At 48.1% G+C, this 12,758-nt stretch carries 10 protein-coding genes; all 10 read right to left on the bottom strand.

The genetic code is table 11. The annotated features are described in order from the left end of the window. Positions 1–22: 22 nt before the first annotated feature. Positions 23–871: an amidohydrolase family protein gene (locus AC58PV_RS18315; protein ID WP_497433687.1), complete on the bottom strand. Its 849-nt coding sequence runs from the start codon at positions 869–871 to the stop codon at positions 23–25. A gap of 143 nt (positions 872–1,014) precedes the next feature. Continuing rightward, positions 1,015–1,227: a twin-arginine translocase TatA/TatE family subunit gene (locus AC58PV_RS18310; RefSeq protein WP_275667914.1), complete on the bottom strand. Its 213-nt coding sequence runs from the start codon at positions 1,225–1,227 to the stop codon at positions 1,015–1,017. Positions 1,228–1,295: 68 nt separating this feature from the next. After that, positions 1,296–2,675: an ABC transporter substrate-binding protein gene (locus AC58PV_RS18305; protein WP_497433685.1), complete on the bottom strand. Its 1,380-nt coding sequence runs from the start codon at positions 2,673–2,675 to the stop codon at positions 1,296–1,298. Between the two features lie 139 nt (positions 2,676–2,814). Then, positions 2,815–5,250, bottom strand: coding sequence for a putative phage tail protein (locus tag AC58PV_RS18300; protein WP_497433684.1), 2,436 nt, complete (start codon positions 5,248–5,250; stop codon positions 2,815–2,817). A 53-nt stretch (positions 5,251–5,303) separates the two neighbouring features. Further along, complete coding sequence (locus tag AC58PV_RS18295; RefSeq protein WP_497433683.1) at positions 5,304–7,031, bottom strand: IlvD/Edd family dehydratase; 1,728 nt, start codon at positions 7,029–7,031, stop codon at positions 5,304–5,306. Positions 7,032–7,079: 48 nt separating this feature from the next. Further along, positions 7,080–7,862, bottom strand: coding sequence for an SDR family NAD(P)-dependent oxidoreductase (locus AC58PV_RS18290; RefSeq protein WP_497433681.1), 783 nt, complete (start codon positions 7,860–7,862; stop codon positions 7,080–7,082). Positions 7,863–7,972: 110 nt separating this feature from the next. Next, on the bottom strand, positions 7,973–9,574 hold the full coding sequence (locus tag AC58PV_RS18285) for a type 2 periplasmic-binding domain-containing protein (RefSeq protein WP_497433680.1): 1,602 nt from the start codon (positions 9,572–9,574) through the stop codon (positions 7,973–7,975). Positions 9,575–9,769: 195 nt separating this feature from the next. Further along, positions 9,770–10,657: a carbohydrate ABC transporter permease gene (locus tag AC58PV_RS18280; protein WP_497433679.1), complete on the bottom strand. Its 888-nt coding sequence runs from the start codon at positions 10,655–10,657 to the stop codon at positions 9,770–9,772. 13 nt (positions 10,658–10,670) lie between these two features. Further along, positions 10,671–11,630 carry an ABC transporter permease gene (locus AC58PV_RS18275; protein ID WP_497433678.1) on the bottom strand — a complete coding sequence of 320 codons (960 nt, stop codon included), beginning with the start codon at positions 11,628–11,630 and terminating at the stop codon, positions 10,671–10,673. An 18-nt stretch (positions 11,631–11,648) separates the two neighbouring features. After that, complete coding sequence (locus tag AC58PV_RS18270; protein WP_497433676.1) at positions 11,649–12,674, bottom strand: zinc-dependent alcohol dehydrogenase; 1,026 nt, start codon at positions 12,672–12,674, stop codon at positions 11,649–11,651. Between the last annotated feature and the right edge of the window lie 84 nt (positions 12,675–12,758).

Raw genomic sequence — 12,758 nt, 5'->3', positions numbered from 1 at the left:
CTCTTACCTCCTGAGTATTGATTTAATTGGACGCGGTTAGACCGAGTATCTCTGGCGTGTTGCGATGAATGATATCTTCGATAATCTCCTCTGGAATGTGCGGCATCTTCGTGCCTTCAACCAAGTGATTAATATTCCGAAAGAGATCAATGGTTTGTTGTGTGGAGAAGAAAGGATAATCAGAACCGAATAAAATCTTATGTGTAACCCCATACTCCATGGCTGAAACGAGTGCGTTATAGAACTGCCATGGTCGTGAACCTAATGCCGACAAATCCATATACATATTGGCATTTTTGCGAACGACGGCAATACACTCATCCACCCAAGGATGACCCATATGAGCTATAACCATTTTCAGAGAAGGAAATGCACGGGCGATTGGATCTAATGCTGCTGGCCTAGACGCATCGAGGTACCCTTCAGGTACGAAAGACGTGCCTTGATGCCACATGATGGGCAATCCCAACTCATCCGCTTTGGCATACAAGTCGAAATGACGCTGCTCACCAGGGTAAAAATTCTGATAAATAGGGCCTAGCTTAAGTCCCCTGAGGCCATATTCTTTGATAGCCTCCTCTAGCAGCCGGGCCGCAGCTGGCCTGTTCGGATCAATGCTTGCAAAGCCGAATAATCGTCCACGATGCTTCGCGACATACTCAGCCACGACCTGATTAGGCACCCCAATCCCAGTAGCAGGAGCGTCGAAAGCAAGTACGATCGCCCCATCAAAAGAACGGATATTCTCCTCATGCATCTCTGGCGTTGCAAGGATATCCATATGCTCCCCCCAACTGCGCTTTACCGCAGCTAGGAAGGGGCCGTCGGTTTGGCCGGGAAGAAATAAATGCGTATGACAATCAAAAATCATCTTGTGCACCTTCTTTTATATGGAATTATCTAGCATTATGATAAATTATTGGGATTTTAAGGCATTGGAAAGAGACCGTACTCCATCCGGCAATTGCCCTATAGAGTCGATCTGTTTCATGGTTATATTTTAAAGGAGCTGATTTAAGGTTTATTGGCCTCATCCATACGGGAATCCTTACGTGACTGCAGGGAAGGTGGTGACTCCTCTTCTTCCATGAAGCCCTTGGTTCCTTTCTTAAACTCCCGCAAGGTCTTGCCAAACGCACGACCTAATTCAGGCAGTTTCTTGGGACCGAACAATACCAGTGCAGTTATGATTAGCAACATCAACGTTGAAGCACTAAAATGCGGCACAGCACTCACTCCCTCTAGTTCTGGTTAGACAACTTAAGAAAGATAACGTTCGTGGTTGGAAGCCGATCTCATACAGAACTGACGGTTAGCCGTTCTTCGATATGAGCGCACAAGACTTCTTCCGTTTCCAAGCCAGCCCAATACATTTTGAGTTCCTGATTGATTTCGGATAGCTCTCTAGCGCTAATAGCTAAATCCGTGAAGTATCGAAAACCAGGGATCGTCTCGCGAAATAGGGAAAATCTAGATGGCAGATAGCGTTTCTCTTCTCCTACCCATTCTGCAGCAGACTTTCTAGCGGGAAGACTATAGGTGTGCTGACGAACGAAAAGTTGAGCCTTATAACTTGTTAGATAGTCGACTAACTTGACCGCTGCGTCCTTCACTAGTGATTTCCGATTCACGGCAAGTCCCGTATTCAGCAGCATCGTCATCGGTGTACCAAAATGCGGTACAGGCGCAATATCAAAGGATAATCGCTCGCCGAGCAAGTAATTTAAATAGAAGTAACTAGTCATGATGATGGACGCTTTGCCTTTGGCCAGGAGCAACTCTGATTCGCCCGTTGTAATCCCTTCTGATAAAGAAGGAATACTGTGCTTCATTTCGCCGCAATAGCGAAGCGCATCCATCATGGCTGTGCCAGCTAGTTTAAGCCTGCCATCTTCATGCCGCTCGAACTTTCCACCTTTTTGCAACAGGAGCAACGGCCAACGATTGGACGAATACAAGTCGCAATGAAAGCCTAGGCGTTCATTCGGAATGGCCAGTCTGGATGAGTATTCAATCAAATCTTTCCACTGCCAGGAGCTATCGGGTTCAGGCAAGTTCGCCTCGCGGAAATGTTCCCGGTTGTAGCACAGAATAAGTGGCGAATAAATAAAAGGCTGCACGAGTTGACGACCCTCTGCCACAAAGGCATCTGATAAAAAGGAATACAGCTCCGGATTCCGTTCCGTCGGCTCCAGCATGTCTTCTTCACCAGTCTCTATACACTCCTGGAAATCCTTAAAGTTCATCATGACCACGTCAAGAAGACCGCTGGATAAGTACTCGCTCATATAACTATAGTTATTGCTGGAGGTAGGCACCGCTTGTACGCGGATATGCGGGTTTTCCTTCTGAAAGCTGGATAGCAGCCGATGAATATCCGCCTCATCCGTAACGGAACTATGGAAGCCAAGCTTCACGGTTACGAAAGCGCCTTCAGGTGCCCCGACAACTTTGGTTCCAACGCGCGGAATTTTCTCAATTAGGCCTTCACCTACAAGAACATCCAGTCCTTTACGAACCGATTGATTGCTTAAATTGAATTCCGCGGCGAACGTTTTCTCAGAAGGCAAATATTCCCCGACCGACCGCTTTCCTGTCAAAATGTCTTCTCTCAATGTGTTCACGAGTTCGCTTAAGCGAGTGCGAGAGGAGCTGCGAGTTGTCCGTTTTTCCATCCTATAAACCTCATTTCCATCCGATACACTGACAAGATCAGGAGACTTGGTCACTTCCTGTATCCGCATTGTTAGTCATATTATAGCAACGACCCACCATCACATGTCAATGTACATAAGGTTTCATGACGAATGCCAATCAGTAAGTTATCGTAAAATTGCCTGCGCTATGTTTGATCGTATTACTCTCTGCTGGAAGTGCCGACCGATTCACGTCTTCTTCCACACAAGATGTCATGAAGAAGTAGGTACCGTTACCAACTGCATCAGCAGAAACATCATATTTCCCTCCAATAAATTGGGAACCGACAACTTTCAATTTATTGGAACCCCCTTGAATGGAAAAATGGGCAGTACTAGCATCCGAGGCCATACTCGTATAATTCCCCAAATTCCAAGTAATCACATTCGTTGGATCCACGCTCTTCAGAAACGCCTTCTCGCTGTTCACGCCGCTAAGCCTCGCGCTGCCATCCATGGTAATCCATTGGTCAGGTTTATTCTTCGGGTTGTTGACATCCCCCACTTTATCCCACGCACCGGTGAGCAAGAAGCAGCAATCCACGAGACCGCCACCTTGCATAATGATTTCGCGCGTACCAATCTTCACGGTACCTCCAACCTGAGGGAGCCCTTTGAACCATGTATTAATGAGTGTAAGTTTATTAATGCTTCCGAGCGTGACCTCTTCAATATTGTAGAATTCGCTATTGAGGATCGTCAGTTCTCCGTTGCTCGGTGTGTACCCTACTTGCGTCGTACCGCTGCGAATCGGGCGGGCAATTTCGTAGCCCTTCAGCATGCCGAAGGAGCAGCTATCGATGATGTTTTTCCTCTTGGCACGCGAGGAGCCTTTGGATATCGTCACCATCTCTTGCGCGGTACATCCTCTCATCTGCAAACCATCCATATTCACCCAGAATGAGCCTGAATTGGCCATTTTCACACCTGGTTTGGTGTACGTAACAACCGCATGACAATCTTCCAGTGTCAAGTCAGTTAATCGCTTGCTTGCGACAATCCGTGATGCGATATGCTTCTTGACGGTCACGCGTTTGGCGCTATCCCCCCAGGTCGTACCACTATTGGCAAAGGATAATAGACCTGAGTTGTTGATATAAGTTAGATCATGTTCATATTGACCGTGCGTGACGAATGGACCATACTCATCGCCATCGCCGTGACAGTTCTCAACCATACAATAAGCTGCGCAGGTAAAATCATTCAAGTGACGCGCATTGCTCGTATTGCAATCTCTAATATGCCCATATAACACATTGATTTGCTGTGTCAAATAGCCTGTGCCGCCCCAATCCCGCTCCTCTGGGTTCATCAATTGACAGCGTTCCGTCACATAATGCGTATTGTATCTCCGCATCACGACAGGCCAGAACACTTTGCTAGCCTTGATGCCCGATGCATCGCATTCTACTGCGAATTCATAGGCGACTGGATTCGAGCCGATCTGATCCCAAGTCGGAAATGGCCTGAGACTAGTGCCGTTAGGCGGCACAGGGATGCCGATAAAACTCATGTTGCGCACATGGCACCGGAAGGCTGGATTCACTCTTTTGTATGTAATCGGACGCCCCTTGGCCAGCAGCCAACCGAGCTTATAGTTGAATCTGACGTGAGTGGCATCGAATACTTCCGTCACTTTAATCAAGTAATCGAGCTCTCGCTGGGCACCCCCAGCCGCGTTGTTCTTAATCTGGGCATGCCACCAGCTATCCACTTCAAAGATCGATGAATCAGCCACTTCAAATATATCTGAATATTCAGATATATCGTCCGTTAACGTAACCGTTTGCGTCACACCAGTTACGACACCTTGGAAAAACATAACTGCTCCGAACGGGTTATCCAACGTGTTCAGTTCGATCCCCTCTGTCGTGACGGTGTGGCCGTGGAAATCAATTTCGATATCACTGCGGTGATACACATGACGCTTGATGAAATTAAGGTCTGAGTGCGCTTCAACACGATGGATCGAGGGATCGTTGATCAATGCATCCAGCGCATTATCCGCATTTTGACTCTTGTCAAAAATGCCAAACCACCGGAAATCGCCCACGCCATGATGTACGACTTCAAAACAACCTTCTCCTTTGGGTGGCTTGCCCCCCTTAACTGCATCGTTCTGCTCACGTCCATTGCCGCCGATCGTTGACCTGTGCACCGTCCCCCCATTGTCAGCTTTGGTACTGTCCGCTACAAAGCGAACCAACTTACCGCCTCCGTCACCGTTCTTGTTGTACCCCCCAACGAACACAAGAAGGCCATCCTTCAACTGACCGGGCGGAAGCGACTTTAATTCAGCCACATTGTTAACTTGCTGGACGCGATTCTCACTATCCTTACCGTCTTTACCATCCTTGCCAGTGGATGCTCCATTATCCGCCGAGGCGAGTCGTGGGCCCAAGACACTGCCAGCTAGCATAACACTGCCTAGACCTATTGTTGCCAAAACTTTACGTCTACTAATGGCCTCATTCGACTTATCGTTTGTGTGATTCTCCTCGTTGCTTACGTTCGTCGCTTGCGATTTTCCCTTTTTATCATTTAGGAAGAACAACGTTGAACAACTCCTCTTCGTAAGGGGGATAGGTAAGACAACTGCGTCAATCGCTACTTGCGAAGTTCAGGCGGCAGTAAGAAGTCAAAATCGCAACCCTCATCCGCTTGCAGCACACGTTCTAGGAACAAAAGGCCATATCCGCGATCATAGGCAGGGGGAGGCGCCTCCCACTTCGCTTTGCGTTCGCGAAGCGTGTCTTCATCGACATGTAATTCCAGCTTGCGCATGTCGATATCCAGCTCAATCTCATCGCCGTTCTCCACGAGCCCCAGAGGTCCTCCGATGGCCGCTTCAGGTGCGACGTGTACAATCAATGTACCGTATGACGTACCGCTGATGCGGGCATCCGAAATTCGTACCATGTCCCGTACCCCTTGGATGAGCAGCTTCTTCGGAATCGGGATTTGACCGATTTCCGGCATCGCTGGTGCGCCTTTGGGTCCAGCGTTTTTCAACACGAGGACACTGTTCTCATCGACGTCCAAATCCGGGTCGTCAATCCGTGCATTCAGATCAGCCGGCGATTCGAAGACGACGGCGCGTCCACGGTGCTTTTTGAGATGCGGTGAAACCGCCGTTTGCTTAATCAGCGCACCGTTGGGAGAGAGATTCCCGCGCAGCACCGCAATCCCGCCTTGCGGAGCAATCGGCTGCTCAAGCGGATAGATCAGCTCGCGGTCGGTGACCTGCACACCACGCAGGTTCTCGGTAACGGTTTGACCTGTAACGGTCAAACAATGGCCGTTCAGCAGCGGTTCAATTTCCTTCATCAGGGACGGCACGCCGCCTGCTTCGAAGAACTCTTCCATCTGATATTTGCCAGATGGGCGAACGTTCAGGATAAACGGCGTCGTTGCGCTAATTTCGTCGAATCGCTCAAGCGGCAATCTGTAGCCAAGTCGCCCAGCGATAGCGACCAAATGGATAATGGCGTTCGTAGACCCAGCGCAAGCCATCGTAACGCGAATCGCGTTATCCAGTGATTCCGGCGTAATAATGTCACGTGGACGAATATTGCGTCGGACGAGCTCCACGATCTGTTTGCCCGTCTGTTCGGACATATGGCGCCGCCTGGAATCCGGGGCAGGAATTGCCGCACAGCCTGGAAGTGCCATACCAAGCCCTTCAGCGATCGCCGCCATCGTGCTGGCCGTCCCCATCACCATGCAGTGACCATCACTGCGGCAAATGGCATTCTCAGCAACGGTGAGCTGCTCGTCGGTGATGTTGCCCGCTTTGTGCTCCAGCGTAAACTGATAGCAGTCGGTACAGGCGCCAAGCGTCTGTCCATTTAATTTGCCGTTCAGCATCGGTCCGCCGGTGAGGACAATCGCTGGAATGTTAGCGCTCACCGCAGCCATGAGCTGGGCAGGAACTGTTTTATCACATCCGCCAAGGAGAACTACGCCATCGATCGGATGGGCTTTGACCATTTCTTCCGTGTCCATCGCCATTAGATTCCGTAGCAGCATCGTCGTTGGCTTTACGTATGGTTCACCGATTGAAATAGTCGGGAATTCCATCGGCATGCCCCCGGCTTGCCATACACCACGCTTCACATAGTCTGTCAATTCCCTAAAATGAGAGTGGCATTTATTCAACTCGCTGAATGTGTTGCAAATGCCGATGACCGGCTTTTTCAAATCATCGTCTGTGTAGCCCATGGATTTGGTAAATGAACGGTGGATAAATCCCCATAGCCCTGTATCGTTAAAATACTTTTCACCACGAAGTTGATCTTCCTCATTTACCCCACGCTTGTTGTGCTCATCTGCCATGATCGTCTGTCCTCCTTGCACGCAATCCTGATGTATGGTTCCACATGTTTACAAATCGCAAGCATTGGCAAGATGTCCGCCATCCACAACAAGTGTCGTACCTGTTATGTAAGACGCTTCATCTGATGCCAAGAATAGAAATGCATTCGCCACTTCCTCAATGGTACCGAGCCTGCGCATAGGTGTTCGTTCCGTCAAAGAAAGCGTTACGTCTGATTTCTCCTTCAGCTCGCGATCAAGCGGTGTATCGATGAAGCCAGGCGCAACGCTATTGACACGGATATGATGCTGAGCCAAGTCAACAGCCATCGACTGCGTTAGCAGAACAACACCACCTTTGGATGCATTGTAATGCGCCAATAGGGCACTTCCCGCTAAGCCATTCTTGGATGCCATATTGACGATCGAGCCGTGAATCCCACCAGCAATCATCCACTTTGCTACCCATTGGCTCAGTTGGAATGTCGCATTGAGATTAATGTTGATTACCTGCTGCCAACGAGAGAGCGGGATGTCGATGAACGATTCGCGCGTTGCAATGCCAGCGTTATTGACCAGTATGTCGATGCCGCCCCAGTAAGCCCAAGCTTTGTGAGCCGACTCGTCCACTTGCTCCGGCACACTCAAGTCACAGACGACAGTTGCAACGTGAGCGCTCTGCCCCCTATCTATGGCCTGCTTAAGGATTGTCTCAGCCGATGATTCAAGCTGATCCTCCCTGTAATCAAGCAATACGACACTTGCTCCTTCTTGCACGAATTTAGCTGCAATCCCTTGACCGATGCCTCTGGCACTCCCTGTAATCAATGCACGTTTCCCTTGCAATCGCACGCGAGAAGCACTCCATTCCATAGGTCGTATAATTACATAGTAACTCAGACTGACAGACACACTTACGCATTCGCCAGTCTGAGTTGATTGATTGAAAGAACGTCTACGATTTAGTTATCCGATTTAAACTTGATCGGTTTACCTTTGGCCGTGGATGTAAGTTCGGCATAGTTATCAAAAATCGCTTTGCCGCCGAACTTCGTCATCACTTCTTGGCGATATTGGGGCCAGTTAGCAGCGTCCTTCTCTTTGTACAAGATTTGTACATGAAGCTCATTCATACGTTTGCGCATCGCTCCGATATCCATGCCTTCTTTGACCGTAAGGGCCGTACCAACAGACGGAAGAATCTTGTAAGAGTTAATTTTTTCAACGATTTTCTTATCGCGCTCCGTTACTTTAGGGTCAATGATATTCAAGCCGAACACTTCCGGTTTGCGTGGCGTAAACCAACCATAGACTTCAATGAAGTTGTTATTGTCGATAACGTCTTTCTTATAGGCATCTTGATTCACTTCGATGTCTTTGCCATTGCGTTTGTAATCGACGTTTTCTTTCCCATAACGTGTCAACAAGAAGCCTTCTTCTCCAGCAAGCCAATCGAGAATTTCAATCGAACGCTGCACTTTGGCATCAGAGCTTTTGGAGCTGATCAAGAACGGATTTTGTGGAATGGTTTCGACCCACGTACCGGTTTTCTCCCACGGATGGAACGGCTCCCAGTCTGCTGTCGTTTGACCCGCAGCCTTCGCCTTCATTTGCAAACCAGCTGGATTGTTATCGAAAGCAAGGTCTCTGCCTTGGCCGATCACGATGCCTGCTTTACCTTGTGCGGCTTTATCAAAATGTTGACCGTATTTGTTCAGGAACCAGTCCGGATCGACGACTTTCATGTCCAATAGCGCTTTGATATCGGTAAGCACATTTTGCATGCGGATATCGGTACGAACGTCGATGAACTGATCATTTTCAACATACGTATCACCAGCAAAGCCGTTTTTGAGGAATTCCGGGAAGTCCATGGATATGCTTGCACCGCCGCCTGCCGCTGTAAAACCATACGTGTCGTTCTTGCCATTGCCGTCTGGATCATTGAACGTAAAAGCTTTCATAACATTTACAAGCTCATCGTAGTTCGTCGGCATTTTCAGATTAAGCTTGTCGAGCCAGTCTTTCCGAATATAGAAGGTACGGTAGTAACTTGTTTCATACGGAACGGGTGCACGCTTGAACGCACCTTGCACCTGATACGACTTCAACGTTGCTTCCGACACCCAATTTTTGAAATAGTTCGGCATTTTGGCTGGTGTAACGATTCCCGTCAAATCTCTGGCAACGCCATCTCGGATGTAGTTATTAGAAGGTACACCGTCTGCGTAGAAAACATCGGGAATGTCGCCAGAAGCGATCATCGTATTTAATTTATTGGTATAGTCTTGGCCAAATGGCAAGTAAGTCAGTTTCAGTGAGACATTGAATTTCTCTTCAATCGCTTTCTTCACGAAGTCTTTATCCGCCGAAGGAAGTTGGGCGCTTGCATCTGCGATAACCATCCAACTTAGGTCCAGTTTTTCCTTCTTGGCATCTGGGCTTGTCGTCGTTGTCGACGTGCTCGCCGGGGAAGTAGTAGCTTCCTCTTTGGAACTCGTACATGCGACAAGAGCCAGTGAAGAAGCTAATAAAATCGTAGTTACTTTTGATAACGTTTTCAATTGAAAGACCCCCCTGTTCGTTATAGAAGAATGAGAACGCGTATGAAACTACTATTAAGCCTTTACTTCCGTTAAATCATGGATACGAATCATTTCGTTACTAGCACATCCTTGCAACCTCTTCCCCCTCGCCACCTCCTCGTACTTAATACGCAACTTCGCATACAGCCATTTGGGGCAAAGCCGCCGTTAAACTTATCCTTTGACAGCGCCTAACAACATGCCTTTGACAAAATATTTTTGTAGAAACGGATACACGACGAGTACAGGGACGATCGCCACCACAACGGTTGCCATCTTGATGGTTTCTGGCGGCATTGTATTTAAGGCAGATTGCGAAATAGCTAGCTCCTGACTAATGGCCGGTGATACAATCATGTTCCGCAGTACAACCTGTATCGGATATAGACTGCGATCATTCAAATACATGACCCCGCCGAAGTACGCATTCCAGTGATTAACACCATAGAACAATCCCAGCGTTGCCATGATCGGCATTGATAGCGGCAGAACAATTCGCATGAGCGTACCAATGTCACTGCAGCCATCCACTTTTGCAGCTTCTTCAATTTCATAGGGGAGGCCTTCGAAGAAGGTCTTCATAATCAGAATATTAAAGGAAGATACAAGACCTGGAATGATAAGCGCCCACAGTGAATCCATCAAGCCAGTGGCTTTGACAGTCAGGTACATGGGGATGATCCCCCCTGAGAATAACATCGTAAACACGATGCCCATCAGGACGATATTGCGCCCCGGCAAGAATTTCTTCGATAACGGATACGCCAGCATCGTCGTAATAGCTAGATTGCACGCTGTACCAACGACCGTAACGAAGATTGAGACTTGCAGAGCTTTGGGTACGGTGTTGCTGGAGAAAATTGTTTTGAATGCCTCGAAGGTGATGGCATGCGGTACGATGACAAATCCACCATTCTTAAGCACTTCCGTATAGGGTGTAATCGACATAATGAAGACAAAGTAGATGGGAAACAGCGTTGCTAAGCAGAAAAGTCCGAGTACGGTGTAAAGAACGGCATCTACAATGCGGTCTGATTTGGTTTTCTTAAGCATGAATGGCATAACGATGCCTCCTTTACCAGATGCCGGACCCGCCGACTTTTTTGGCCAGTTTATTCGCTCCAATTACAAGTACCAGACCGATGACTGATTTGAATACCCCCATTGCCGCTGGAACACTGAATTCCATCTGTTCAATGCCTCGGCGGAAGATCCAGGTGTCAAGAATATCTCCCACATCATAAACGCGGGCATTCAGGAATATGTAAACCTGTTCGAAACCAGCATCCATAATATGTCCGATTCGCAAGATTAACAGTAAAATGAACACTTCGCGAATACCTGGGAGCGTAATATGCCACAATTGCCGCCAACGGCCTGCACCATCAACAACAGCCGCTTCATATAATTCATGGTTGATTGAAGCCAATGCTGCCAAGTAGATGATGGCTCCGAAGCCAGTGCTCTTCCAAATATCGGAGGTCACTAACAGCGAACGGAAATAGTCTGAGTTGGTTAGGACATCAAGTTCTCCCCATCCCATGTCTCGGAAGAACGTTGTAACTAACCCCGCACCAGGTGCAAAGAAGGAAAACACAAGACCATACACAATAATCCACGATAAGAAATGAGGTCCGTAAGTGATTGTCTGTACAATTTTTTTGAACCAAGGCGCACGAATTTCATTTAAAATAAGTGCCAGCATCACGTCTGGGAGCATGTTGAACAAAATTCGATACACACTGATCAGCAATGTATTGCGTACTAGACTAGGAAATTCTGGCGAGGCGAATATCGTTCGAAAATTATCGAAGCCCACCCACTCACTCCCCCATAACCCCTTCATGAGGTTATACTTCTTAAACGCAATCACCAGTCCGAACATCGGTACATAGTGATAAATGAGGTAATACACAATTCCCGGAACCATAAGTAAATACAACCATTTGTATCGGAGAAACGTTTTCCACACATGGGTGGTTAATCGTCTCTTTCCTATGCGTTCACCGGAAATCGACTTCACACTGGCTCGCATACCCCATCACCTCCTTTATTAGTTGTTAAAGGAATCTGCAACTCCGGCGGGGTTAGGTTGTTCATATCGCACGACAATACCCATGGATTGCTGAGGCTTTTCAAAGCAGCTTCGATACATGGTAGGCAATTCTTCGAGTGAGCACTCATTGGTAATCAATGATTGAATGTCGATCCTTTTCTGTGCAATTAATCGTAAGAATTCCCCCATATTCCTGCCTTCCGTCCAACGAACGTAGCCAATTGGGTAATCGACCCCTTGCTTTTCATAGGTTTCCTCATAGCGACCAGGACCACCCGCACGAGAAATATGAACACTCGCTTCTTTCATAAAAAGCAGATCCCGATCAAATTCCGTTCCTGTATCTCCGACGATCACGACACGACCGCGGTCTCGCAGCCAACCTAGCGCATCATCTATCATACTAAACTTCCTATTGCTCGCACAAAGCATGACCGCATCTGCACCTTTGCAAGCAGGATCGAATTCCACAGCCCTCTGAAGCTCTTCCTTGGTGCGGCAAGCTACCGCTCCAATCGCCTCAAGCGTGCGGCAGCGCTCCTCGATCAACTCCAAACCGATCACTCTATAAGATGCGGCATATGCAATACGGGCGATGACTTGCCCAAGTATGCCAAGACCTGCGATGACAATCGTTTCGCCGAAGCTTAGTTGTGCCTGACGCAAAGCATGTATGGCAATCGCACCAATACCGACAAATGCCGCTTCTTCCAGAGTCACCCCTTCTGGTACAGGCACGACCAAATGCTTGGGTACTAGCAAGAGCTCCCTATGAGCTGGTACCCCGTAACATGCGACTCGTTGTCCAGGGACGACGTGAGTAACACCTTCCCCTACTTCCATTACGATGCCACTGGCACTGTAGCCCAAATTGGCATCCCCATTATTCGTTATCATCATCAGCTCGGTGCCTACGCTAACGACGGAATATTCCGTTTTCACTTTGACAAATTGAGGAATCATTTCCGGGTTCGGAAGCTCCAACACTTGTGCTGACCCATTGATGCCCTTTACTGCTTTCATAACCCCTACCTCTTTCCTGGTTTATTTCTAATTTGTAAAGTACACCACGATAACATTTTTTATTATTTGTGGTTTGTTTCTGAT

Source organism: Paenibacillus sp. J22FR83, from assembly GCF_059691955.1.
This window is presented reverse-complemented; position numbering and strand designations above follow the sequence as displayed.

Coding starts and splice junctions, on each gene's coding strand:
- AC58PV_RS18315 (WP_497433687.1), bottom strand. CDS start 871: ATGATTTTTGATTGTCATACGCATTTATTTCTTCCCGGCCAAACCGAC.
- AC58PV_RS18305 (WP_497433685.1), bottom strand. CDS start 2,675: ATGGAAAAACGGACAACTCGCAGCTCCTCTCGCACTCGCTTAAGCGAA.
- AC58PV_RS18295 (WP_497433683.1), bottom strand. CDS start 7,031: ATGGCAGATGAGCACAACAAGCGTGGGGTAAATGAGGAAGATCAACTT.
- AC58PV_RS18280 (WP_497433679.1), bottom strand. CDS start 10,657: ATGCCATTCATGCTTAAGAAAACCAAATCAGACCGCATTGTAGATGCC.
- AC58PV_RS18275 (WP_497433678.1), bottom strand. CDS start 11,630: ATGCGAGCCAGTGTGAAGTCGATTTCCGGTGAACGCATAGGAAAGAGA.
- AC58PV_RS18270 (WP_497433676.1), bottom strand. CDS start 12,674: ATGAAAGCAGTAAAGGGCATCAATGGGTCAGCACAAGTGTTGGAGCTT.